At 39.1% G+C, this 24,391-nt stretch carries 23 protein-coding genes; 14 read left to right on the forward strand and 9 right to left on the reverse strand.

The genetic code is table 11. From position 1 onward, the window contains the following. Positions 1-11 precede the first annotated feature (11 nt). From OCV99_RS12930 to OCV99_RS12955, 6 genes are all read left to right on the forward strand, one after another. Positions 12-1,295: a S1C family serine protease gene (locus tag OCV99_RS12930; RefSeq protein WP_158371125.1), complete on the forward strand. Its 1,284-nt coding sequence runs from the start codon at positions 12-14 to the stop codon at positions 1,293-1,295. A 14-nt stretch (positions 1,296-1,309) separates the two neighbouring features. Continuing rightward, on the forward strand, positions 1,310-2,257 hold the full coding sequence (locus OCV99_RS12935) for a 3'-5' exoribonuclease YhaM family protein (protein ID WP_158371126.1): 948 nt from the start codon (positions 1,310-1,312) through the stop codon (positions 2,255-2,257). Between the two features lie 13 nt (positions 2,258-2,270). After that, positions 2,271-3,938 carry a 23S rRNA (uracil(1939)-C(5))-methyltransferase RlmD gene (gene rlmD, locus OCV99_RS12940; protein ID WP_158371128.1) on the forward strand — a complete coding sequence of 556 codons (1,668 nt, stop codon included), beginning with the start codon at positions 2,271-2,273 and terminating at the stop codon, positions 3,936-3,938. 31 nt (positions 3,939-3,969) lie between these two features. Further along, positions 3,970-4,341, forward strand: a complete 372-nt coding sequence (locus OCV99_RS12945) for a TnpV protein (protein WP_009265801.1) — start codon at positions 3,970-3,972, stop codon at positions 4,339-4,341. Between the two features lie 515 nt (positions 4,342-4,856). Then, positions 4,857-5,957 carry a YaaC family protein gene (locus OCV99_RS12950; protein WP_009265800.1) on the forward strand — a complete coding sequence of 367 codons (1,101 nt, stop codon included), beginning with the start codon at positions 4,857-4,859 and terminating at the stop codon, positions 5,955-5,957. Between the two features lie 17 nt (positions 5,958-5,974). After that, positions 5,975-7,147 (forward strand): SEC-C metal-binding domain-containing protein, encoded by a 1,173-nt coding sequence (locus tag OCV99_RS12955; RefSeq protein WP_050783755.1) that lies wholly within the window; start codon positions 5,975-5,977, stop codon positions 7,145-7,147. 111 nt (positions 7,148-7,258) lie between these two features. On the opposite strand, the gene mobQ is transcribed toward OCV99_RS12955, so the two are convergent. The 6 genes from mobQ to OCV99_RS12985 form a co-directional block, all read right to left on the reverse strand. After that, a complete protein-coding gene (gene mobQ / locus OCV99_RS12960; RefSeq protein ID WP_158371130.1) occupies positions 7,259-8,968 on the reverse strand; it encodes a MobQ family relaxase in 1,710 nt (569 codons plus the stop codon). A 137-nt stretch (positions 8,969-9,105) separates the two neighbouring features. Beyond that, positions 9,106-9,327: a DUF3847 domain-containing protein gene (locus OCV99_RS12965; protein WP_009265797.1), complete on the reverse strand. Its 222-nt coding sequence runs from the start codon at positions 9,325-9,327 to the stop codon at positions 9,106-9,108. 170 nt (positions 9,328-9,497) lie between these two features. Next, a complete protein-coding gene (locus OCV99_RS12970) occupies positions 9,498-10,355 on the reverse strand; it encodes an ATP-binding protein (protein WP_055941439.1) in 858 nt (285 codons plus the stop codon). After that, positions 10,352-11,068, reverse strand: coding sequence for a replication initiator protein A (locus tag OCV99_RS12975; protein ID WP_009265795.1), 717 nt, complete (start codon positions 11,066-11,068; stop codon positions 10,352-10,354). The genes OCV99_RS12970 and OCV99_RS12975 overlap by 4 nt, the downstream gene beginning before the upstream one ends. 24 nt (positions 11,069-11,092) lie before the next feature. Next, a complete protein-coding gene (locus tag OCV99_RS12980; RefSeq protein ID WP_005348488.1) occupies positions 11,093-11,476 on the reverse strand; it encodes a hypothetical protein in 384 nt (127 codons plus the stop codon). A gap of 3 nt (positions 11,477-11,479) precedes the next feature. Continuing rightward, a complete protein-coding gene (locus OCV99_RS12985; RefSeq protein WP_158371131.1) occupies positions 11,480-12,397 on the reverse strand; it encodes a ParM/StbA family protein in 918 nt (305 codons plus the stop codon). 220 nt (positions 12,398-12,617) lie between these two features. Between OCV99_RS12985 and OCV99_RS12990 the strand changes: the two genes are divergently transcribed. The 5 genes from OCV99_RS12990 to OCV99_RS13010 all read left to right on the forward strand — a co-directional run bounded on the left by OCV99_RS12990 (position 12,618) and on the right by OCV99_RS13010 (position 17,174). After that, positions 12,618-13,292, forward strand: a complete 675-nt coding sequence (locus tag OCV99_RS12990) for a response regulator transcription factor (protein ID WP_009265792.1) — start codon at positions 12,618-12,620, stop codon at positions 13,290-13,292. Next, positions 13,280-14,458, forward strand: a complete 1,179-nt coding sequence (locus tag OCV99_RS12995; protein ID WP_009265791.1) for a sensor histidine kinase — start codon at positions 13,280-13,282, stop codon at positions 14,456-14,458. Before OCV99_RS12990 ends, OCV99_RS12995 begins: the two co-directional genes overlap by 13 nt. 116 nt (positions 14,459-14,574) lie before the next feature. After that, complete coding sequence (locus OCV99_RS13000) at positions 14,575-15,645, forward strand: ABC transporter permease subunit (RefSeq protein ID WP_009265790.1); 1,071 nt, start codon at positions 14,575-14,577, stop codon at positions 15,643-15,645. Beyond that, positions 15,642-16,298 (forward strand): hypothetical protein, encoded by a 657-nt coding sequence (locus OCV99_RS13005; RefSeq protein WP_009265789.1) that lies wholly within the window; start codon positions 15,642-15,644, stop codon positions 16,296-16,298. Before OCV99_RS13000 ends, OCV99_RS13005 begins: the two co-directional genes overlap by 4 nt. A gap of 3 nt (positions 16,299-16,301) precedes the next feature. Further along, positions 16,302-17,174 (forward strand): ATP-binding cassette domain-containing protein, encoded by an 873-nt coding sequence (locus tag OCV99_RS13010; protein WP_009265788.1) that lies wholly within the window; start codon positions 16,302-16,304, stop codon positions 17,172-17,174. A gap of 37 nt (positions 17,175-17,211) precedes the next feature. On the opposite strand, the gene OCV99_RS13015 is transcribed toward OCV99_RS13010, so the two are convergent. Next, positions 17,212-19,458: a tetratricopeptide repeat protein gene (locus OCV99_RS13015; RefSeq protein ID WP_158371133.1), complete on the reverse strand. Its 2,247-nt coding sequence runs from the start codon at positions 19,456-19,458 to the stop codon at positions 17,212-17,214. A gap of 249 nt (positions 19,459-19,707) precedes the next feature. Between OCV99_RS13015 and OCV99_RS13020 the strand changes: the two genes are divergently transcribed. Continuing rightward, on the forward strand, positions 19,708-19,842 hold the full coding sequence (locus OCV99_RS13020) for a hypothetical protein (RefSeq protein WP_004844681.1): 135 nt from the start codon (positions 19,708-19,710) through the stop codon (positions 19,840-19,842). Positions 19,843-19,888: 46 nt separating this feature from the next. Here OCV99_RS13020 and OCV99_RS13025 read toward each other — a convergent pair whose 3' ends face one another. Together OCV99_RS13025 and OCV99_RS13030 are read right to left on the reverse strand one after the other, a co-directional pair. Then, the gene (locus tag OCV99_RS13025) at positions 19,889-20,497 is read right to left on the reverse strand and encodes a GNAT family acetyltransferase (protein WP_117767773.1); all 609 of its coding nucleotides are present in this window, start codon (positions 20,495-20,497) and stop codon (positions 19,889-19,891) included. Continuing rightward, positions 20,490-20,675, reverse strand: a complete 186-nt coding sequence (locus tag OCV99_RS13030; protein ID WP_014080774.1) for a hypothetical protein — start codon at positions 20,673-20,675, stop codon at positions 20,490-20,492. The genes OCV99_RS13025 and OCV99_RS13030 overlap by 8 nt, the downstream gene beginning before the upstream one ends. Before the next feature lie 337 nt (positions 20,676-21,012). On the opposite strand from OCV99_RS13030, the gene OCV99_RS13035 reads away from it, so the two are divergent. Then, entirely contained in the window at positions 21,013-22,776 is a 1,764-nt protein-coding gene (locus OCV99_RS13035; RefSeq protein WP_262575633.1) for a recombinase family protein, read from the forward strand. Between the two features lie 144 nt (positions 22,777-22,920). Continuing rightward, the gene (locus OCV99_RS13040; protein WP_158371134.1) at positions 22,921-24,327 is read left to right on the forward strand and encodes an RNA-binding domain-containing protein; all 1,407 of its coding nucleotides are present in this window, start codon (positions 22,921-22,923) and stop codon (positions 24,325-24,327) included. Positions 24,328-24,391: the final 64 nt, after the last annotated feature.

A 24,391-nucleotide genomic window follows, 5' to 3' on the forward strand; every position in this document is an offset into this window, starting at 1 on the left:
GAAAAGGCGGCATGGAATACAAAGAACCACAGAATCGGGAAAACGATTCTGAAACACAGGAAAAAGAAGAATATTCTTTTATGCAGGAGACGATTAAAGACGAGGCAGGCGCCGGAAAGAAGTGGCGGAATCTGGTTGTAAGATATGTCGGACTCGGTCTTATTTTCGGGGCGGCATCCTGTTTGGGATTCTATGCAGTTAAGCCAGTTATAGAAGAGAAATTTCAGGGCGATCCGCAGGAAGTGGAACTTCCGGAAGAAGAGGAAGAAGAAGTTACGCAAGAAGAAGATATAGAACCGGCAGAAGAACAGGCTCCGGCTCTCACCATTGAGGATTACCGGGAAATGAACCAGGCACTTTATGAGGTGGCGGATACGGCAGGCAGGAGCGTAGTGGAAATCACGGGTATACACAGTGGCCAGGAGTGGAAAAACGAGGCATATGATGAAAAAAACAGCGCAGCGGGCGTGATTGTATTTGACAATGGACAGGAAATTCTTATTTTTGGGAAAAGTTCCGTGGCAGAAGGGGCGGAAAGCCTGACGGTGACATTTGCAGACGGGAAGGTATATCCGGCAGAGCTGAAACAGAAAGAAGAGATACTGGGATTTGCTATCTATTCCGTGGAAAAAAGCAATATGGAAGAGTCTGCGAGAGAGCAGATTCAGGTGGCTGTCCTGGGAAGTTCCGGCTCCGTGGGTAAAGGCGACGGAGTGATTGCACTTGGGAAACCCTTCGGTTATTATGGATCTGTAGGCTATGGAGTCCAGGCATCTGTAAAAAACCAGGTGGTAAAAGAAGATGGAGAATATGGAATCCTGTGTACGGATATTCCGGCGACGGAAAATGGTACGGGGATTCTGGTGAACCTGCAAGGTGAAGTTGTGGGGATGATAGACCAGAGCATTTCCGATAAGGACAGCATGAAGTTGGTGACAGCCTATGGTATTTCTGATTTGAAAGATATCATAGAGCTTCTGTCAAATGGAAAAACAGTTCCTTATATTGGGATTAAGGGGGTTACGGTTACAGAGACGCTTGCAGAGCAGCAGAAGATTCCTAAAGGAATCTATGTGCAGGAGGTGGAAGTTGACTCGCCTGCCATGAAAGCGGGAATCCAAAGCGGCGATGTGATAAACTGTATTGGCGGTGAAAGTATTACGACTTTGGATGCGTATCATGAAAAGCTGATGAAGTGCCGGGAAGGACAGAAGGTGGAGATTACCGGTATGCGGCAGGGAGCTAACGGATATGTGGATATTGAATTTTCAATTATAATAGGAAATAAAGAATAGAAAGAGGCAGACATATGAGGTACATCAATACCCTGAGAGAGGGAGAAACAATCAGGAATATTTATTTATGCAAAGGGAAGCGGTCGGCGGAGACAAGGAACGGGAAACCGTACGATAACCTGATTTTACAGGATAAGACAGGAACCTTGGACGGGAAAGTATGGGATCCAAATTCCGGCGGGATTGCAGATTACGACGAGATGGATTTTGTAGAAGTATATGGAGAGGTCATCAGTTACAACAACGCACTCCAGCTTAACATCAAACAGCTGCGAAAAGCGTATGAGGACGAATATAATCCGGCAGATTACATGCCTACCACAGAAAAAAGTACGGAAGGGATGTATCAGGAACTGCTTGCTTATGGCAGGCAGGTAAAAAACCCGTATCTCAGGGGAGTTATCGAGTACTATTTTGAAAAAAATGAGGCATTTATCAAGACGTTTAAAGGACATTCAGCAGCAAAGACGGTTCATCACGGATTCGCCGGAGGATTGCTGGAACATACGCTCAGCGTAGTAAAATTCTGTGAGTACATGGTATCTGCGTATCCAATTCTGAATAAAGACCTGTTGTATACAGCTGCAATGTGTCATGACATCGGGAAGACGAAAGAACTCTCTGCCTTCCCGGAAAATGATTATACAGACGATGGACAGCTTCTGGGGCATATCATAATCGGCGTTGAAATGGTAGGAGATGCTATTCGCACGATGCCGGAATTCCCGGAAAAACTGGCCAGCGAGCTGAAGCACTGCATCATCGCCCATCATGGCGAGCTGGAGTATGGTTCCCCAAAAAAACCGGCTTTAGCAGAGGCGATGGCGCTGAATTTTGCAGACTGTACAGACGCAAAAATGCAGACTCTGACAGAGATATTTAAAGATAAGAACGGGAAAGACTGGATAGGGTATAACCGTCTCTTTGAGACGAATTTACGGAAAACATCGTTAGAGACGTAGTGGAGTAACAGTTATGCAGAAAAATGATTTGGTTACAGTAATAATTGAAGATATAGGAATTCATGGAGAGGGTATAGGCAAGGTTGATGGCTATACCCTATTTATTAAGGATGCGATTATCGGTGATGTGGTAGAAGCAAAGGTCATGAAAGCTAAAAAAAATTATGGCTATGCCCGGTTGATGCGCATTGTGAAGCCGTCAAAGCACCGTGTTGAGCCAAAATGCAGGTTTGCCCGGAAATGCGGCGGATGCCAGATTCAGGAAATGGACTACGAAAAGCAGCTGGAATTTAAACAAAAAAAAGTATGGGGGAATCTGGAACGAATTGGCGGATTCACACCGGAATTTCTGGAACGGACAATGGAGCCGATAATAGGGATGGATGAACCCTTCCATTACCGGAATAAAGCACAATTCCCTTTTGGCACCGGAAAAGACGGACAGCCCGTGACAGGCTTTTATGCGGAGCGGACGCATGATATTATTGCCAATACGGATTGCGCGCTCGGAGTGGCGGAAAACCGGGAAATTTTAGAGACGGTGCTTTCGTTTATGAAAAAATATAAAATTCCTTCCTATGACGAAAAGACCGGAAAAGGACTAATTCGGCATGTTCTGATTCGCTATGGATTTGCAACAAAAGAAATCATGGTATGCTTCGTGGTAAATGGTTCCACCCTTCCACATCAGGAAGAGCTGCTTAAGCAGTTGTGCAAAATGAAAGGAATGACAAGTATCACGCTAAGTCCGAATACAAAACGAACCAATGTGATCATGGGAGATTCCTATAAAATACTCTGGGGACGGGGATATATTACAGATTATATCGGTGCTGTGAAATATCAGATTTCACCGCTTTCTTTCTATCAGGTCAACCCTGCACAGACAGAGAAACTATATGGACTGGCGTTGGATTATGCATGTCTCACAGGTAAAGAAATTGTTTGGGATCTGTACTGTGGCATCGGAACAATCTCCTTATTCCTTGCGCAGAAAGCGAAGGAAGTCCACGGTGTGGAAATTGTGCCTCAGGCAATTGAGGATGCACGGCAGAACGCACAGCTTAACGAAATCGAAAACGTGACTTTTTATACCGGTAAGTCAGAAGAAGTACTGCCGGAGTATTATGATAATTACGCAAAAGAGCATCCGGGTAAAAGCGCGCACGCCGACGTGATTGTGGTGGATCCGCCCCGGAAAGGCTGTGAGGAGACGTTGCTGCGGACGATGTTGGAGATGAAGCCGGAACGGATTGTGTATGTGAGCTGTGACTCCGCAACACTGGCAAGAGATCTGAGGTATCTGTGCGAGAGCGGAGAGTATGCGCTGGTGAAGTGGCGGACAGTGGACCAATTCCCGATGAGTGTGCATGTGGAAACGGTTGTTCTTTTGTCCCAACAAAAACCAGATGACACGATAGAGATCGACTTAGACCTGGACGAGCTGGATGCTACCAGTGCCGAGTTGAAGGCAACCTATCAGGAAATCAAAGATTATGTGCTGAAAGAATTTGGCTTGAAGGTTTCAAGTTTATATATTTCTCAGGTAAAACGCAAATGTGGAATTGAAGTGGGAGAAAACTATAATCTTCCAAAATCAGAAAATGCAAGAGTTCCACAATGCCCGAAAGAGAAAGAAGATGCTATCAAGGCTGCCCTGAAATATTATGCGATGATCTAAGGACATCGCTGATTTCAAGGAGGAATAACACATGAAAAGTACATTTGAAAAAATGGGTGGAACCTACACACTTGGCGCAGACGGAATTTACTATCCGAATCTTGTCAGTACAGATGAAGAACCGCATTATGGGAAATATGGAATGATGCGGAAAACATATCTGAAAGAGCATCGTCCGGCAATGTATTCACTGTATATGCTGGAAGACAGACTGACAGAACATCTGAATACTGTGGACGATGAAGCACAGGAGAGAATGGATATTCTGGTGAGTCAGATGATGGAAAAACAAGCTATTACGGAAGAATTGAAAGCCTATGACCATATGGAATGGGTCAGGGCGGTGAATAATATCCGAAATGCAGCAGAAGAGATTGTGTTGAAAGAATTAGTGTATATTTAAAGCGTGGAAAGCTCCTTCGGGAGCTTTTTGCTGCTTATAAGATAATTTCCGTTGGAGATTGTGATTTAACGGTTTGATTTATAAAACTGGCAATGATACAATTAATATAATTTGAAAGAAAGCAGAGTGAATTGATTGTTGAAGATGACAAAAATTAAATGATGGAATATGTCTGGCTTTAAAGAAAGATGCTTATTTCTTTTATCATTGCAGAAGGCTAGAGAAATCGTGAAAAGGGAAGATATCATATTGATTTTATTAAATGTGGACTTGCCGGATGAAAATGCATTAATTTTGTAAGAGAAATCAGGAAAAATAGTCAGGTAGCGATTATTCTTCTTACTGTAAATAACATGGAAGTAGGTATTGTGCAGGATTGGAAACTGGGCGAATGACTATATTATGAAGCCATTTAGACAATGGTTCTGCGTGCAAGAGTGTCTGTGTAGTTTAGAAATAAAGAACATACTATCAAATTGTCTTAAAAACATCTAATAGGAGGGTAAAGGTTAACCATGATAAATAGAGAAATATTTACAGAAAGTCCAGAAGATGATTTGTGGCGAGAACTACTGCAATACTCATATCGGGCGAACGTTTCAAGATATTTAAAGGAACATTCCTTGGATGAGGATGAAGATACAATAAACACAATTATTGGGTCTTTCCTGCAGGCAAATGAATATTTTAAAGCAAGTAAGAGTGCAAATCTTCAGATATCGCCGTTACTTTTGTATTATGGAGCAACTAATCTGCTATTGGGATTGACTTCATTGATGACAGGTAAGAGACCTGAAATAAAAAATCATGGCATGACAGCAATAGATTCTACAATAAGTACATATATCGCAGAGGCTAATGTTGTTTTTGGAGATCCTAATACTGGAGGTATACATCAATTTGCTAGAATACTAGGGTTCGAAAAGGATTTGACAAAGTGTGGTGAATGGAAGATGATGGATTTCTTATCATCTATTGTTGAAATCGATCAGGATTATAGAAAATGTTATGCACAAGAAAATGGTAATACGCTTCTTCTTGACCTTTTTAATACACCAACGGGAACAATCGAACGATTATATTTAAACAAAAATAAGGTTGAAGCTATTAGTGCAGTTTTAAATAATGTTGAGGGTTTTGAGAAAAATTATCTTCTACCGCAAGTAGGACATGAACGTGAATCAGACAGGGATTATCTTATCTTAAGGAAAAAGATGTCCGGAAAAGACATAAAAAGGATTTCCTTTTCCGGACAGCCTTATTTACAAGCTGGTTTTATAAAGAATGGACAGTTGATTACATTGCCGCCTTTGTTCAATATGTATGCAGCGCTTTTTATTATGGGATCGCTTTGCCGTTATCATCCAGAAAAATGGGGACCATTTGTACTAAATGATGAAACTGGCGAACGACTTCTGTTTGAGAAATTCTTGTATCTATCAAGGAGAATTATACCGAATATCGTTCTTAACCTATTAAATAACGATAATGTGGTTTATGTTACTCAAAAATACTCAATTAATGAAACCATTAAGCATGTGGGTGAACATGAGATAAAAGAACTTATACAGAAAGAACTATATGCTGCAGAAGAAAAACGCAGATTAAAGAGATAATTAAGGTGGTGATAACAGTGGATTTTAGATCTGAAGTATTCAAATTATGCAAAGCAATACAGAAAAGAACAGAAACAAATATTGTCAATGATACATATCTAAGGCTTTTCACTTGCAAATCTGAAGAATATGTGATACCCCAATATTCAATGTTTCATGAGGCGGCAAAACACGGAAATAACCAGTTTTATGGGTATCTTTATGCTAATGAACATACGGATGATTATAAGACGGTATTACAAGGGATTACACCATTACCTGATAAGGACATACAGATATTTGCAAGAGCACATGCCACTATTTACGCTCTTATAAAAGAATGTGTTAAGGAGTTAGAGATTTCAAATCCTAAGATTGCGAAGGCATTGGACCCATATAGTAAATATAGACCTATAACTGCACCAGCAGGAGTACCATTCTTAGCTGAAAAGGAATATGAAAAAGCTGCGGAAGCATTTCGAGAATCTAAACTATACAAAAAACTGATTAATTCATCGATTAATGCTCTCGTGGAAGAACTTAAACCTGAGGACATACATACTATGTTTATGGTTTTCGAGAAGGAGATAGTGGCGTGTCCTTTAGATGTAGTGCCAGAAAGTATTAAACCACTAGAAAAATGTTTGGTAACAAAATTTGAAAAAATAGAAGAAATATTACTGGCTGAAACATTGATGATTTTTGCTCTTCAAAAATCATTGGAAAATGCTTGTAGTCTGTTGTATACAGCTTTAATTGGAGATGATTTACGCGTATTTAATAATGACAACATATTTAGCATTGATAAAAATTATAGTAATTCTCTGAGAAAGATTATACAACTATCTGCCATTGGAATTTTTTTGACTGGAAAATCAAATACGGTAGGAGATATTATGTTGGTTGACTGTGATCCTTCTCCTGAATATCATATGCATGAATTTGGGGTGATACAGTCGTATTCAGCAAGTTTTAATGGTGAAATGGGAGATACAAGTAAAGTTACAATGATGGTTGTTGATGATTTACTTAATCCATATCATCTTCTAACAAATAGAATTATTGATATGGATTTCCCACCGCTGGTTAGAGAAGAACTAGAAGATAGTAAAGATAAAAATATATCTGTAAAAAAGAAAATATCTCGAAACGAGAAGTGCCCATGTGGAAGTGGATTAAAGTATAAATTTTGTTGTGGAAAGAATAAGTAATAGAAATTGGGCTATAGGTATGAGACTGTAACAGCTGTTGTAGACAAGTTTCACATTGGAATATAGAAAGGCGTATGGAGTTGCTGATCCATGCGCCTCTTTTTAAAGAAATTATAATTCTATATCATATGATCTTTTCTTAGTTCGAGCAGGCTGATTTCGTCGCATCTCCTGTTTCCTCTGATATTCAAGTTCCCATGCACGATGGGAGAAAACATCAGGATCCTCCACATTGAGATAATCCACCTCATTGGCGGCAATATCACGACGGTGATAGTCGTAATATTTACCGGAAGTACCTTTGAGTTGTTCAATCAGCTTATCCCGAAAATCAGGACGTATCTGGATTCTGGTATCCAGCAATTCTGTGTACTGTTCTGGTTCAGGACGAAATTTTTCTTCCCGGAAAGCGGCGGCATCTTTTTCAAGCTGTTTTTTGAGCGAGATGTCCTGAGAATCCAGGATATCCAGATTGTTATTCATCTGGTCATATTTTTTGGATAGATTCGTCATATCTTTATCGGTAGAGCATTCTGCCTGGAAGATTAGCTGCTCTTTCCTTGATTTCAGTTCTTCGATTTCTTCGGTAATAGTGGTAAGCTGCTGATTCAATTTTATATGCTGGATGCGATTCAAAATACTGGTTTTCTCTTTTTTCACATTCAGTTCTTTCCGCTCTGTAACTTTAGCTTTGAGTTTCTTTTTAACGGTGTTGTATTTATTCAGTATTGGATTAAAATGATTCATCCAGTCATGGATCACTTCTTTTTGCATCTCATTGTGGAGCAAATGATATTGTGTAAAAATCATGTGATTTCGGATTGCTTCCAATGTTTCTGCAATTATTGGAATAGACTTTTCTACAGCTTCAGCCAGTTTTGCTACTTTTGCTTTTAATTCTCGGAGCATTTTGTTATCCGCACGAATCTGACGGTTGATTTCACAGCGGTCTGCTATCATGCCTTTCTTTTCCATATTCTGGGCAATGTAGCCTTCATGGATGGTTGGCTGTTCGGTGATTCCCTGATCTGCAAAGCTGCGGTGATCAATGGTAGCATTTATCTGATTACGTGCAAGCATTTCATTTACGGCATCTGCCCAGTTTGCCCGCCAGATACAAAGTTGTTCATCACTGTTCCATTGTTCGGAAATAGGATTCTGTCTGCCATATCGGCTGCTCTTGGGGTGTTTATCAATCCGTTCATATCCTTTTTCCTGTGCAACAGAGGAAGTCAGATATTCTTTCTTTTTCCCAACTTTATAGCGATATTGCTTTTCCCATCCCTGTTTCTGAGCAGTTTTAAATTCAGAAGCAGTAAATCCTCTTTCTTCCCCATTTTTTATACAGAGATATTCTTTTTCTGTTTTATACTGCCATGTTCCGTTTTCATTCAGTGGACGGACGGTAAGCAGAATGTGTGCATGAGGATTGTGTCCATCTGTATTGTGAATAGCAAAGTCAGCACACATGCCCATATCCACAAAATTTTTTTGAATAAAATTTTGAAGAAGAGAAATATTGCTGTCTTTATCCAACTCAACGGGGAGTGCGACAACAAATTCTCTTGCAAGTCGGCTGTCTTTGGTCTTTTCGTTTTCTTCCACAGCATTCCAGAGTTGTTCCCGGTCATTCCATTCCAATGGAGCCATTGGAGGAAGCATCACCTCCTGATAGATCAGCCCCTGCTTTCTGGTATAGTCATGCTGGATGCCGTCATAATCATTGTACATGCGGCTACAGCTCATATAAGCAGAAGCAGCAACAGCAGACCGACCGGAACCACGGCTGACGACTTTGGCTTGCATATGATAAATTGCCATATCTGGCACCTCCTTTCGATGTTGCCTGCAACAGCGGATAAAGCCCTCGGCAGAGCGCACGAGCCCCGAAGGGGATACCACTGCCTGATTTATCAGGTGGTGAGTAAGTGCGCCCTTCGGGAGTAGAACTTGTGCGTTTACATTCCCCGTAACCGGATCATCAGCTCCCGTTTTAGGGAATCTAAATCCATTTCTTTAATATGGGGAACAATACTTTCCAGAATTGCTCCTTCCTGGACTAATCGGTGTGTTCTGGCATCACGCTCTTTTTTCCGATTTCTTGCTTCAGCTTCTTCTTGACGGTGCTTTGCCTGTAAAAGTGCTTTTTCTTCTGGTGTTATTGTCCTTTTATCTGCCATATCTGGCACCTCCTTTTTATGCCCGTATCCGGGCAATTTTGGTTTCAAAATCTTCTGGTCTAGTACTATAGTTTCGGATAACTGACAGTGGCATATTTCTGGTGATGAATATGAAAAGAAAGTAGCACCACTGCCAGTGAGAAATAACTATTGAGTTATACTCCGTTGTTTCAATTCTGGTTCAAATCAGGATTGCTTAGCAGGATTTTCTTCGCCTCTTTCAAATTGGCGGAAGCGTTGTCCTGACGGATATTCCGGTTATTGATACGGACAGGAATACATCTCTCTAGAATGCGGTCATAAATTCGTTTGTGTGCGATATCAGCGGCGTTATTCAGCTCTGATAAAGTGAGATTGGTCGTTATGATCAGGGGTTTTTTACTGCGGTAACGACAGTCAATCACATTGAATACCTGTTCCAGTGCAAAGTCAGAGTTCCGCTCGATTCCGAGATCATCAATAATCAGAAGACTGTAGCGGTTTAAGCTGTTGATGAACTGGTTTCTGTCTTCAAAATGCATTACGGTAAGGGTATTCAGAATCCGGGAAAAGTTGGTCATCAGTACAGGAACGCCTTTTTCCAGAAGGGCATTGGCAATGCAGCCTGCAAAAAAAGATTTTCCAGTACCGACATCACCCCAGATGAGAAGTCCGGAAGCGTTTGCTTTCATCTCTTCCCAGTTGCTTACATAATTGTGTGCCAGTTTTATTTCCGGATTGATGCCGTTATCCCTGGCAAAAGTGTAGTCATAGAGTGCTTTGTCCTGTAAGCCGCTGGTTTTAAGATGCTCTATTTCCATTTGTTTTTCATGAAGTTTTCTCTGGGTCTCTTCCTGCTCAAAGATTTCCTGCTGGCATTTACAGCGGATAGAAGGAATAAGAACCTTTCCCTGTAATTCATGCCGGCATTGTCTTGGCGTATTGCATTTGGAACAGTAGATCAGGTGGTCTGTTTCGTTAAAATATTCATCAGGCTGAAGTTCTCTGTTTGGTGTTATAGCATTTGCTTTTTCTGTAAATCTTGTCATAGTGTTTCGTATTCCTCACTTTCGTAATTCCTTTGCCGGGAAGCAGGATGATCCTGTCTTGCCCAACTGATGATGGTAGCTGCATGGTTCTGATATTGCTTTCCGGTAGAAGCCATATAACCGGATAAGCGTTCAATATAATCCTGCCAGTCAGGGATTGTCTGCCGGATATCTTCCAGCTCTTTTTCTGACAGAAAAACATTTTGAAATTTTCCATAGGGTGAGAGTGGATCCTTACTCCCTCTTTTTTCTAAATTGTTCTTTTTTATCTCTTTCTTATTACCAGACAGTTTTCTGTCTGTATCAGGGAAAGAATCCCGTCTGTCAATAGGACAGTTTTCTGTCTGTCTTAGGGAAAGAAATCTGTCTGTATAGTGGATGGTTTCTTTTGGGAGTTTTACATAAATCCGATTAGGCTGTCCGGGTCCCTGCCGTTTTCGGAAGATAAGCTCCTGTTTTTCCAGTACTGCCAGAGCAGTTTTAACAGTCATCTGGCTTTTGTGGAGAACTTCTGCCAGTGCTTCAATCGTAAAGTAAATGAACACATGACCATCTGTATCTGACCAGCCCTCATTTTTCTGGGAAAGCCTTGCCCGGTCGAGCAGGATAATATAAAGCATTTTGGCAGTTTCGTTTATTTCCATGTCCAGAAGGAAACGGGGAAACATCATATAAGATGGCAGGTTGGTGTCTGCTGTCAGAAAGTCAGTCATGTGTTCACCTCCAATCAAAAGGGTTTATTCTCCAAGAAAATCCCAGTCTACATCACTATCTGGCTGTGAATTTTCAGGTGCTGGAAAGGACGCCCTGATTTGGGGCTCCCTTTGCGCCATGCCTGCAGTCAGTCCGGAAAGAAAAAGTGGCAATGCCTGTTTCAGACTGTTTTCCACTGCATCTACAATCTGTTTCACAAAAAGTTCTTCCCGTTCTCTTGTTTCCAGATAAGGATCAGCCTGTGTGCGGTAGTAGCGGTCAAAATAATCTACCAGTGCAAGAGAGATTACCTGACTGTAAGATTTAAAATCCTGCCTGTCCATCGTCTGTAAATATTCCCAGGCTCTCCGCTGCTGTTCTTTGTCCAGATTAAAGCGCAGGTTTGTGTTGCGGATATTGTTCTGCATGGTTTATCCCCTCCTTTTCAGGCTCATATAAGCCAGAGATTCGTAACCTTTGGCAGTGGCGCAGATGTCATCAATGATTGTGACTCGTGATTTGTCATACGTTCCGAAGTTACGGATCAGGCATCCACCGCCGCCAACCACATACAGGCGCATCAGGTCAGGATTGTATTCATATTTGCGGAGCGTGGAAAAAAGTTCTGCCACATACTGTCTGGAAATAGAACTGATACAATCCAGATATGGTGTTGAAATGTCAGCTGTTCCAAACCGCAGAATCTGTTCTACTGTGGATTCTTCAATTTTCACTCCGAATTTGTCCAGAACAGCGTTCTTTGCGGCAATCATGCACTGGTTTACACCAAGTTTTTCTGTCCAACATCGGCTCTCCTGCGCTTTCTTATTGTTGACATACAGAATGTTCATGGTTCCGTTTCCGATATCTGCAAGGAGATTGGTTCCCTTGAAATTTCCTAGTTGGTTTACGATAGCCGGATACCCCTGTGGGTAAAGGCTGCATCCCACAAAGCGGAGATAATACTCTTTGCCGTTAAAAAGGTAATGGACTTCTGGATTCTGGAGCAGATAGGAACGAAAAGCTTCTCTTTGATTTCTGATCCATGTGAGAGGAAGTCCGGCAGCCAGATGAACATCTGCTTCACGGATGGAAAAGACATTCAGTTCCCTTGCAATAGCCATTAGTGTCAGAAGATAATATTCTTCGTCCATAGCTTTATCCGGAATAAATTCTTTGTGTCCTTCGCCGATCCGGTAGTAAATGCCGTTGTATTCCAGAATATTCCCGGTGAAGATTGGTTCAGTTTCATAGGCTTTGATGCCGGTTGGGGTGACGGTGTTTGCTGTTTTCATATTGCCGTAGCCATGATCTACAGCAATGATTTTTGTGTTTCTGAGTTCTCGCATAAAAAATACCTCCGTTTTCGTATTGATTGATTCAGCAGGTCGTACCGGTGTGGTACTGCTTTGCTGTGGGAAAAGCATACGAAAATCGGAGGAAAAAGGCATTGAGGGGAAATTGAGCAGGAATTGAGAAAAAAGATATATTGTGCTTACGTTCTTCATGTACTCTTGTTGTGATTTCATTGTTTTTTATCGTATAATATGGATACTGGAGGTGGTTTGGATGAAATACAAGATTTTAGTTGTCGATGATGATAAAGAATTGGTGAAAATGCTTTGTAGTTATTTTAATATGAAACAATATGAAACCATTACGGCTACAGATGGAATGGAAGCATTAAATAAAATAGAAATGAAACCGGATATTATTTTGTTGGATATCAATATGCCACGCATGGATGGGATTGAAGTATGTCGTCTGATACGCAGTAAAGTGTTATGTCCAATTTTATTTCTAACAGCAAGAGTTGACGAAGATGATAAAATTAATGGGTTGCTTTCGGGTGGGGATGATTATATTACGAAACCATTTAGTCTTCGGGAGTTGGAAGCAAGGATTGTCACAAACATAAAGAGAGAAGAAAGGCATCAACAAAAAACAGAATACCGCTTCATGGATGAAATGCTGATTGATTATTCTGAAAAAATAGTAGCTATAGCTGGACACAGGATGGAGTTCACAAAAATTGAATATCAGATTATTGAATTCTTATCCATGCATCCAGGGCAGGTGTTTGATAAAGAACGTATATATGCACAAGTCTGTGGATATGATGCGGAAGGGGACAGTAGAACGATAACGGAATTAGTACGGCGTATAAGGAAAAAAATAGCGGATTATTCAGAAAAAGAATACATAGAAACTGTATGGGGGATTGGATACCGATGGAAAAAATAAGAAACTTGTCACTGAAAAAAACAATTCTGCTTTATTTTGTGATCAGCTTAACGGCAGCATTTCTGTTATCTGGATTTACAGTTCATTTTGCAAGAAATATGCAGAATAAAATATGGGAAAAATATATTGATTATGCAGATTATACGGACGTGTTTCAGCAATATGGAAAGAAATACGAGATTGAGATATCAAGACCTAATCAATCGCAGATGAATCGTTTGGACCATCATCTTTCGGAAATGTGTGACTTTATGGAAACATATTCGGTACTGATTTTTTCGATTGTTGGGAGTGTTGCTGCGGTATTCTTTTTTTATAAAAATAAGTTAAAGACGCCTCTACAGGAATTAAAAGATGCCTCACAAATGATTGCAGATAATGAACTGGATTTTCATGTGTCCTATGAAAATAAAGATGAGATGGGAACGTTGTGTAAAGAATTTGAAATGATGCGAAGTGCTTTAGCAGATAACAACAGAAAGATGTGGCGAATGATTGATGACGAGAAGGTCTTGCGGAATGCAATTGCACATGACATACGTTCTCCACTTTCCATATTGCGAGGGTATCAGGAAATGCTCTTAGAGTTTGTTTCTGCTGAGAGTATAAAAACAGAGGATGTTATTGATATCTTACAAACAGGCATGTATCAGATTGACCGTATAGAGCATTTCACGGAAAACATGAGAAAAATGTCCCATTTAGAACAGAGGGAACTGCAATGCTCAGAGATAGAATTATCAGAACTGGCAAAAAAGATTGAGGCAGAAGCTGCCATGCTGTCCAAGAAGGAAAGTAAATTATGTAAGGTAGAAAGAGTGCAGGAACAAAACATTGTGAAAGTGGATGAGGAACTTGTCATGGAAGTGGCAGACAACTTACTGGAAAATGCGGTTCGATATGCACAAAAAAGTATTGTTTTGCAGATAAAGAAAAAGGATGGTTTTCTTATAATTTCTGTTGAAGATGATGGAATAGGATTTGTGGATACTGAGGAAAAAGTAACAGAACCATTTTATCATAAGAATCCACAAGATGATTTAAAGCATTTTGGCCTTGGTATGTATATTTCTCGTATTTTCTGTGAAAAGCATGGAGGAAATTTGAAAATATATAATGCCAGACAAGGCGGTGCTCATGTAGAAGCTCTTTTCAAAGCTGAATAAAAATACTTTATAAGGCTGAAATCACAAATAAAGTGGTTTTAGTCTTTTTTATTGTGAATTTATTGAGAATTGATTTGTATGATGTTGTTAAAGAAATAAAGAAAGGAAGAGATACAATGAAAACAATCATAAAAAGAAGTATACTTGATTATTTAAAGAACCCTGTTTTGTGGATTGGCTTGATTATTATAGTTGCCAGTATGTATCAATGTCTGTCATCGTATTTGCAAATTCATTATATCAAACAGAATGAACAGATCACACAAAATGACGTAGCATTGGAAGATGCTGATGTCATGGATGGGTACATTCCCACATCTGATGATAAAGAAAGAAGAAGGGAGTGGGAAGATACGATCAAAGAGACGTTAATGGACACCTCCAAAAATGGTTTTGGATTTAGCAGGCAGGAAGCAGATCATGTAATGAAAGAAATTCAGAATATGGATGTAAAGACTGCTTCTGAGTTTTTGGAATCCCAATATGGCTATTATAATGCAATATATGCTTATGAGGACCTTGAAATTCATAAGGGGACAGCAGAAGAAATCAATCATTATATCGAGCGGAAATTATCCGAACATTCTTTTTCCTGGTACTTTGCCAAAAAATTTACGGATTTTGCAGGATTGCATATGGCCTTTTTTGCAACAGTCTTGCTATCATTTTTATTTATTCAGGATACACGAAAAAGTACCTATGAATTATTACATACAAAGCCTGTTACGGCAATCCAATATATATGTGGGAAAGTAATAAGCGGATTCATTAGTATGCTGGGAGTATTAGTGATTTTGAATGTTATATTCTTTATGCTGTGTTTGAAAACGTCTTTAGAATCGGGCTTTCCAGTAACACCAATTGATTTTTGCGTGAATTCTCTGATCTATATTGTTCCGAATCTTTTGATGATATGTTGTGTCTATACAATTACAGCATTAATATTTAAAAATCCGCTTCCGGCAGCACCAATCTTGTTTTTACACATTATATATTCAAATATGCTGACCATGAAGAATGATATTTATTATATGAGACCGTTCTCTATTATGGTGCGATTCCCTGGCAGATTTTTTGAAACACATGTAGCCAAAATGTCAAACATAAATCAGATTATTCTTGTAATTTCATCAGTTATATTAGTATGTATTTCTGTTACAATCTGGAAAAGGAGGAGGGTTCATTGAAAACGGAACTAAAAAACTGCCTGTCGTTATATAAGATTTTTTATTCATGTGCATTTATACTGATATTGTGTGCTATTCATCCGATTATATACTATGAAGAAATCGGTTCAGCGATTCAGTCTCCAATAGCATTTTTAACAATTATTTTTTGTAGTGACACATATTTGATGGAAGTAAAAAGTAAGCGTGCCGATGTATTTCATTTGTATGATCAAAAAAAGCAGTTAAAAGTAATATCACAGAGAGTGTGCGTTCAAATATTATATTTATTAATACTTTCCTGTGTTGGATATGTTTTGTTTTTCTGGCAAAAACCGGGCAGTGTAAACGAAGGCGTTTCGGGCACTCAGATATTCCTTTTATTTTCCATTGCAATGTTCGGAACCATCTGGCTTTGGAGTATATGCTCTGTGATTTTGTGTACATTGCTTGGAAATATGTGGGCAGGTATAGGATGTTTATTTGGAATTGTCATTGGACTTATATCAAAAGCGGGAAGTTCATTTTTCGGAAATCTGGGATTGTTTTCTTTCAGCTTTTGTGAACCTACTCAATTAATGTCCGAGAGTTGGATTTATGGAACGCTTGTGTCTTTTATAGTGGGTCTGCTTTTATTTGCAGTATTACCAATGGCTTTAAAGAAAAGGGGATAGATTATGAGTATTAGAATAAATGATTTAACAGTTAGATTTAAAAATGGTGTAGTTGCAGTAAATAAGGCATCTCTTGAAATACCTAAGGGAATTTACGGACTTTTGGGAGAGAATGGTGCTGGAAAAACCACTTTGATGAGGGTTCTTACAACTGTTTTAAAACAAACGGAAGGAATGGTTTCCCTTGATGGAATTCTGTATAACGAGGGAAATTATGAAAAAATACAGAAAAAGATTGGTTATCTTCCACAGGAAATCGACTTATATCCGAATCTTACGGTGAAAGAATGCCTTGTATATATGGGTGGACTATCAGGAGTATCCACAAATGACCTCAAACAAAGAATTACCTATTATTTGGAAAAGACTTCTCTTACAGAGCATCAGAATAAAAAAATGCGGCAATTATCTGGTGGTATGAAGAGACGTGTCGGACTCATACAGGCACTTCTTAATAATCCGGATTTTTTGATTATTGATGAACCTACCACCGGGTTAGATCCGGAAGAAAGAATCAGGATCCGCAATCTTTTGGTTGATTTTTCAAAGGATAGAACTGTGCTGTTTTCCACTCATGTAGTAGAAGATTTAGCAGCAACCTGTACACAGCTTGCCATTATGAAAAAGGGAAGTTTTTTATATTCTGGAAGCGTGAGTGGGTTGCTGGAAAATGCAAAGGGCTGTGTTTGGAATTGTACGGTACAAAATGCAGAAGAAGCCCGTTTGTTAGAAGCCAATTATTCTATATCATCTAAGCAGTATGTAGAAAATGGAATTCATATGAAAGTATTAAGCAAAGGAAAGCCAAATGAGAATTGTGTCCTGGATAATGATATCACTTTGGAAGATGCATATATTTATTTGACGAATAGTTGAATATAACGGCGGGCAAGTTGCCCGCCGTAAATTATGCTTATTTTGTTAAAAGACCGGATAGATTTTTTCCAATGAAAAATCCAATCTGTGGATATAACTCCTGAATTTCCTGATATTTTGCTTCAATCATTTCTGGTTCATCAGCCCAGATCTTTTCATATATTTTGAAAGCTCTTTTAAAATGTGTTTTGGCTTGCGGAAGATTGGCAGTCATCAGATAAATGGTTCCAAGGGTTTCCTGAACTTTGGCATAATCCAGACAGTCATCGGAATGGTATTCCTTGATGATGCCGGATAATTTTTGCAATTCAGAGATTCCTCTTTCGGGTTCCTGCTGTTCTGTCAGGAACATTGCATAATTGGCAATCTGAGGTATGCTGTCATTTATATGAAGCAGGTTAAATTGGTCAAGCAGTGAGATACTTTTTTCCATGTGTTCTCTTGCAAGATCGGGATGACCGTTCATGCGGTAAAGTCCACCGAGATTGGCATGAAGGTTGGAAACAAGGCGAGCATTGTCAGCAGTGATATTTTCTATCTGGGCAAGTGCATCCTTTTCCAGTTTTATTGCTTTTTCTGGCTTGATTTCAAGAGTAGCCTGAAAATCCAGTAACAATGCCCGGTCAGAATCGGTGCCAATGTTTTTTGTCTTTAACAGCCCCGTTAGTTCCTGAATGATTCCATTCATACCTTTGTGGTAGTTATAGTTATCCATGTATGGAAATGCATTTTCCAGAAAAAGCAGATACTTTGGTATATCATCCTTTTCAATCAATTCTATGATATTTCCGATTGTTTGAAATAGCTTTTTGTAATAAGCTACTTCCATTCCATGCATTAAACATATGTGCTGTAAAGAATCCAGTAATATGTGGCAACGAGTTACAGATGGTTTTGTCTCTGAAAGGGTGATTTCCTGAATCATCGGATGCAGAGAGATAGTGCGACGTTTTGTTGTTTGGACAAAACCAGTCTCAATTAAATCGTTGATCTCATTTAGTGTGGGCAATTCCAGCCATTTGGCAAATATACGGGCAGAAATACCGGTGGAAGGAAGAAAGCACATATTACACATGATATCCTGCTGTTTAAGAGATAAAGTGTATAACGAAAACAGCGTATGGATATGACTGTAATAGGTGGCTTTGCTGCTTTGTCCATCTTTGATTATTTTAATTTTATCTTCGTTATGGAAAGATGCTTTTTCCACCTGAAGTCTTGTTAATAACTGGTCTGGAGTTGAGATTCCATTTTCCAGAAGTTTTGCTGCCAGTTCCACGGCAAAAGTATGAGAGTGAACAGTTTCGATGATCTTTTCAACTGTTGGCCGGTACGTGTCTGCCTCTGAATAAAATACTGATGCCAGCTGGAAGAGAGCGTTCATATCCTCTATTTCTTTTAATGGCAGAGTACAGTATTCATCCAGTTTGCTTCTGGTTGTAAACAAAATCTGACAGCGATATTTTAATACTACTGACAGAAAGCTGTCCTGTGTGGCAGTGACATTAAAATTATCTATGATAAGCAGAGTATCAGATTTCAGGGAACGCAGAAAACGGTTATGTCTTTGAAACCGTTCCTGGTCAGTGCTTTCCGGCGGATCGTCAATAAAATCCATGTCAGTAATATCCTGATGAAGATTGCCGGTATATTCTACATAAAGGATATTGGTGTATTGCTTTATGTACCGCTTTGCGTAGGCTTTGGCAAGTTCACTTTTTCCGATTCCAGCAATTCCGCAAAGAAAAATATGACGGTTTTCCTCAAGCATGGTATATAATTCTTCCAGTTCTTTATCTCTTCCGATAAAATGACGGCATGGTTTCGGAACCTCACTGTCCATAATATAATCCAGCACAATGGGGGATAAAGCTCCTCCGGCGAGTAGCTTCTGATTTTTGGTATTACGTTTGATGAATTGGCGTTCCATGCCAAAAGAAATCAGTTTTGCAAGAAACAGCAGTCTTGAACTGGCTGGTTTATATAAGGGAGTCAGATTTTTCTTTTTCGCATCTGAGATGCTGTCATCCTGAATGAATAAAGTGTAAATATCTTGTATAGCCATATTACAGTCAGACATCAGTGGAAGAAGATTCTGGTGGATGGTATGGGCTAACTTTTCCTGATTGGATGGCTTGGAATAGTAAGCGGATATTTTAGGACTGATTTTAGCCTGACCAGTCATCCAGCGGCAAACCAGACCGTTATCCATTGAAAAATCCTGATTTGCCGGATCATCCATAAAATCTTCAAATAATTCGTATAAAAAATCAGGCTGACTCATTTGATTACTTTCGCTGATATGATTTTTTAAGCAAGTGCTAATAGAAGAAAAATCGCATCGATTCAATAGAAATTCCCCTTTCGTAGTTAAGATTGAGTATATCTATCATAGCACGAACATACATTCGACTCAAGAAAATGCGGATATTTTTAAAGTGATTGTGTCAATTTACAATCAATTTCTATTCAATGTGGTTTTCAGGCAGGTTCTGTAAAATAAGCTCAGAACAAACAATAACGGGAGGAGCTTATGCAACAGAATATTGAATTTGAGCGGTGCATTGATTTTCTGGTACGGATGATTGATAAGTACGGCGAAGAAGTCCTCCGGGAGTTGGAGGAAGAAAAACAGAATAAGGAAGAAAAAGAAGCGGCAGTTTCCTGAAATACAAAATGTAAATCAGACTGTCGCTTTTTCATGTACTTTTAAATCAAATAAATTTTAAAAGCTGATGCAGAGTGTGTGGCTCATTATTCTGAGAAACGGTAATACGAGTATCAAATGGCTTGAAATGATTCTGCGTATAAAAGCTCAGAAGAAATTCATTATCTTCGCATTCAAGAAACTCCATAACGCCACCTACGGAATATTTGAGACTGGATATGGTTTCCAGTGCAAATCCCAGTAGAATATTTCCAGGAATTCGTTTTTCCTTTGGAAGAGAATAGTTCTTTCCCAACTGGGCGATCAGGTAAGCTGCGGTAGTATAGGATTGTGTTTCTTCATCCAAAATACTGACACGGGACAGCTTTTTTGCCATTGTCTTGCTGATATTTGAAGCACGGACAGAGATGGGTTTTACTGTAAGTGAAAAATAACCAACCAGTGAAGCATCTTCAGCATCAAATACCAGATAAGTGATAGATTGATCTTTTTTGGTAAACTCAATCGCATTATGTAATAAAAAGTATTCCACATCGGGATTTTTGGGACAAGAAAAATCGGAGAGTAAGTCGTAAAGACTTTCCTCTCCGATATATGTCGGTTCGTCTTTATCCAAATATGCCCGAATATTAACGGTAAAATATTTATCAGACATGTTTTTTCTTCCTTTTTGACATTAAAGCTAAGATTTCCTGTGGGTTCGTTAACTGACGTCCGGGAAGTGTCTGCTTTGGTGTGCGGTCACGGTCAGCTTCGTCAATTGCTGCGACAAAACGCTTTACGCTATTTGGATTGGATACGACAAAATTATGAGTAATACTTGAAGTAGCCATACTAACACCTCCTCTTTTTTGGCTTTTTTGTGTATTTATAGTATATGCAATGTGTGATAAAAACACAATATCAAAAACAGAAATTATTTCTAAATAATTTTCAAGCCGGACATTTATTAGACGCTTCCGGTAGGCGAACAATATTTTCGAGCCAATCATTTATAAGTCGCCAATGGTGGGCGGGCAATATTTTGATAACAGAAATGCTCTGTATCTAACTTAATTATACGATTGGCGAAGAAATGCGTCAATACGGAAAATAAGTATTGAAAATAGTTGGAACAAGTACTAAAATTAAGTTGGGACAATAAAACAGAGTTATACTGCGAGGAAGATTATGAAGAATAAAAAGATTAAATGCGATATATATACCAGAGTATCCACAACCATGCAGGTAGATGGATACAGTCTGGATGCTCAGAAAGAAAAACTCAAGAGATATGCGGAGTTTCAGAACATGGAAATTGTAAATGAGTATTCAGACGAAGGTAAGTCTGGAAAGAGCGTAGAGGGCAGACCGGAATTCCAACGTATGTTAGACAATATTGAGAATGGAACAGATGAGGTGCAGTTTGTATTGGTGTTCAAGCTTTCCAGATTTGGTCGTAATGCGGCAGATGTATTAAATTCTTTGCAAAGAATGCAGGACTTCGGAGTGAATTTGATCTGTGTTGAAGATGGAATTGACAGCTCTAAAGATAGCGGAAAGCTGATGATTTCCGTTCTGTCTGCGGTGGCAGAGATTGAACGGGAGAATATCCTTGTTCAGACAATGGAAGGACATAAGCAGAAAGCCAGGGAAGGAAAATGGAACGGTGGATTTGCTCCATATGGCTATGAATTGGTAAATGGAGAATTGCAGATCGCAGAGGACGAAGCAGAGATTATTCGCCTGATCTATGACAAATTTATTCATACCAATATGGGAATCTCTGCGATTGCTGCATGGTTGAACCAGCACGGATATAAAAAGAAAAAACGACAGAATAATACACTGGACGCATTTGCTTCTTCGTTTATAAAAGGTGTTCTGGATAATCCGGTATACTGTGGAAAGCTGGCTTATGGACGAAGGAAGAACGAGAAAGTTTCAGGAACAAGAAATGAATATCGCATTGTAAAACAGGAAAATTATATGCTGCACGATGGTATCCATGAAGGGATTGTTTCAGAAACAGACTGGGAGTTGGCCCATCAAAAACGAGAAAAAACAGGTGTGAAATATGAAAAGACACATAGTCTCGATCATGAGCATATTTTATCTGGAATATTGAGATGCCCGTTATGTGGAAGCGGTATGTATGGAAACGTGAATCGAAAGAAAAAGAAAGACGGAACTTTATATAAGGATTATTTCTATTATGCCTGCAAACATCGTCGCCTGGTAGATGGTCATAAATGTGGATATCGTAAACAATGGAGTGAGGAGAAGATTAACAATGCAGTGGAAGAAGTTATTCGGAAGTTGGTGAAGAATCCAAAGTTTGAGGAAGCAATACTGAATAAAATCGGTTCAAGAATAGATACAGAAGAAATAGAAAAAGAGATTGAAGGATTGGAAAAGCAGCACAGGCAGTTGACCGGAGCAAAAGGAAGACTTGGACAGCAGATGGACAGTCTGGATATTATGGATAAATTTTATGAGAAGAAATATCAGGATATGGAGACAAGGTTATACCGTTTGTATGATGAGATTGAAGGCGTGGAGAACAGTATAGAGGAAGTAAAGAATCGCCTGCTGAATATTCAGCAACAGAAAATATCAGAAGAAAACGTCTATCAATTTCTTTTATATTTTGATAAACTATATGATAAGTTCACCGACCTGGAGAAGAAAGAATTTCTTAACAGCTTTGTGGAACAGGTGGACATTTACGAGCAGGAGCAGCCAGATGGCAGATTCCTGAAGCACATAAAGTTCCGTTTTCCGGTGTATTTTGGAGACAGGGAGACACAGGAACTTTGTTGGGACAACGAAAGTACCGTTGAAAGTATCGTAAAATTAGTGCGGAAGAGCAACCGGAAATCAAAACCGGATTCTTATGTAAAATTGAGTTTGGATATGGAAGATTATTACAGGATTAAGGATCAGGAAAAGTGATGAGAATTGTTATATCGAATTTATAGAAATTGATGCTGATACATAAATAATAAAGAATAAGAAACAATAAATTTATCACCCACTTTATCACCCACCTATGTTATAATAGGTGGGTGATAAACTCATAAAGGCAGGTAAATCAATATGGGAAGATCAGACGAAATAGTAGAAGAACTTCGGGAGTATGATTCTGAAAGAGAATGGTTCGAATTTAAAGAAAGCTGGTTTAAAGCAGACGAGTTGGGCGAATATATATCAGCATTATCTAACAGCGCGGCTATTGCAGGGAAAAAGTTTGCATACTTTGTCTGGGGAATTAATGATAAAAGCCATGAGATAGTAGGAACCAGCTTTAATTGTAATCAGGATGTAAATCATGAGCCACTAAAACACTATCTTGCAAGGCAGTTCAGTCCGGATATTAATTTTACATTTGAAGAACTGTTAATAGAAGGGAAAAGGATTGTTCTTTTAACGATTCCTGCAGCGAAATCTGTCCCCACATCCTATGCAAGAGAAAGGTACATTCGTATAGGATCAAGCAAAGAGAATTTAAGAAAATATCCTGAAAAAGAAGCCTTTCTATTTGAAGTACTCAGGCATGGTTTTCCAACAATAGAAAATACTCCGTCAGACTATCAGGAACTTACATTTGAAAAACTGCTTATTTATTATGGAGCTAAAGGCTTAAAACTGAATCAGGATACCTTTAAAAAGAACCTGTCTTTCTATACAGAAGACGGGAAATATAATATTTTGGCACAGTTATTATCTGATAATTCACATATACCAATTCGGGTAGCAATTTTCTCTGGCACGACAAAAGCAGATAATATGTATTCCGTGCGTGAATTTGGCAATCAGTGCTTATTGTATTCATTGGATGAGGTGTTGCGCTATGGTGACGTGTTGAATATTATTCAGGCAGATGAAAGGGAACGTGTTGTTGAGAGAAAAGAGGTGCCATTATTTGAGAATGATGCTTTTCGTGAAGCGGTGATTAATGCCTTCGTCCATAATAAATGGGTCAGTGGGAATGAACCGATGATTACAGTATTTTCTGATAGGATTGAGATATTATCCCGGGGCTCCCTTGCACCGGAGCAGACGATGGAGGGATTTTTTGCGGGAGAATCTGTACCGGTAAATAAGAAATTGTCAGAAATATTATTACAGCTTCATATCAGTGAGAAAACAGGAAGAGGCGTGCCTAAAATTACGCAGAGATATGGAAAAGAAGCTTACGAGTTCAGAGAAAATTCTATTGTAGTTACAATTCCATTTAATTGGATTAATGTTATGGGTGATAAGGTGGGTGATAAAGGGAGTGATAAAGTGGGCGATAAAAGTACAGAATCGCTTTTGAATCATACGCAGGCACGTATTTTGGCAGAAATACGGAACAATCCAAATATTACGAAGCAGCATCTTGCTGAGACACTTAAACTCGGGAAAACTACAATAGATAAAGGCATAGCAGTTTTAAAGAAATATGGATATATTGAAAGAATAGGTTCTAATAAATCTGGTTATTGGAAGGTTTTAAAATAAATTCAGTGGATTTTCGTAGAAGGTTATGGAATTTAGTTTCCCTCAGCTATACTTGGGAGAATAG

Source organism: Dorea acetigenes, from assembly GCF_025567385.1.
GTDB lineage: Bacteria > Bacillota > Clostridia > Lachnospirales > Lachnospiraceae > Claveliimonas > Claveliimonas acetigenes.

Coding starts and splice junctions, on each gene's coding strand:
- OCV99_RS12930 (WP_158371125.1), top strand. CDS start 12: ATGGAATACAAAGAACCACAGAATCGGGAAAACGATTCTGAAACACAG.
- OCV99_RS12935 (WP_158371126.1), top strand. CDS start 1,310: ATGAGGTACATCAATACCCTGAGAGAGGGAGAAACAATCAGGAATATT.
- rlmD (WP_158371128.1), top strand. CDS start 2,271: ATGCAGAAAAATGATTTGGTTACAGTAATAATTGAAGATATAGGAATT.
- OCV99_RS12945 (WP_009265801.1), top strand. CDS start 3,970: ATGAAAAGTACATTTGAAAAAATGGGTGGAACCTACACACTTGGCGCA.
- OCV99_RS12950 (WP_009265800.1), top strand. CDS start 4,857: ATGATAAATAGAGAAATATTTACAGAAAGTCCAGAAGATGATTTGTGG.
- mobQ (WP_158371130.1), bottom strand. CDS start 8,968: ATGGCAATTTATCATATGCAAGCCAAAGTCGTCAGCCGTGGTTCCGGT.
- OCV99_RS12965 (WP_009265797.1), bottom strand. CDS start 9,327: ATGGCAGATAAAAGGACAATAACACCAGAAGAAAAAGCACTTTTACAG.
- OCV99_RS12970 (WP_055941439.1), bottom strand. CDS start 10,355: ATGACAAGATTTACAGAAAAAGCAAATGCTATAACACCAAACAGAGAA.
- OCV99_RS12975 (WP_009265795.1), bottom strand. CDS start 11,068: ATGACTGACTTTCTGACAGCAGACACCAACCTGCCATCTTATATGATG.
- OCV99_RS12980 (WP_005348488.1), bottom strand. CDS start 11,476: ATGCAGAACAATATCCGCAACACAAACCTGCGCTTTAATCTGGACAAA.
- OCV99_RS12985 (WP_158371131.1), bottom strand. CDS start 12,397: ATGCGAGAACTCAGAAACACAAAAATCATTGCTGTAGATCATGGCTAC.
- OCV99_RS12990 (WP_009265792.1), top strand. CDS start 12,618: ATGAAATACAAGATTTTAGTTGTCGATGATGATAAAGAATTGGTGAAA.
- OCV99_RS12995 (WP_009265791.1), top strand. CDS start 13,280: ATGGAAAAAATAAGAAACTTGTCACTGAAAAAAACAATTCTGCTTTAT.
- OCV99_RS13000 (WP_009265790.1), top strand. CDS start 14,575: ATGAAAACAATCATAAAAAGAAGTATACTTGATTATTTAAAGAACCCT.
- OCV99_RS13010 (WP_009265788.1), top strand. CDS start 16,302: ATGAGTATTAGAATAAATGATTTAACAGTTAGATTTAAAAATGGTGTA.
- OCV99_RS13015 (WP_158371133.1), bottom strand. CDS start 19,458: ATGAGTCAGCCTGATTTTTTATACGAATTATTTGAAGATTTTATGGAT.
- OCV99_RS13020 (WP_004844681.1), top strand. CDS start 19,708: ATGCAACAGAATATTGAATTTGAGCGGTGCATTGATTTTCTGGTACGG.
- OCV99_RS13025 (WP_117767773.1), bottom strand. CDS start 20,497: ATGTCTGATAAATATTTTACCGTTAATATTCGGGCATATTTGGATAAA.
- OCV99_RS13030 (WP_014080774.1), bottom strand. CDS start 20,675: ATGGCTACTTCAAGTATTACTCATAATTTTGTCGTATCCAATCCAAAT.
- OCV99_RS13035 (WP_262575633.1), top strand. CDS start 21,013: ATGAAGAATAAAAAGATTAAATGCGATATATATACCAGAGTATCCACA.
- OCV99_RS13040 (WP_158371134.1), top strand. CDS start 22,921: ATGGGAAGATCAGACGAAATAGTAGAAGAACTTCGGGAGTATGATTCT.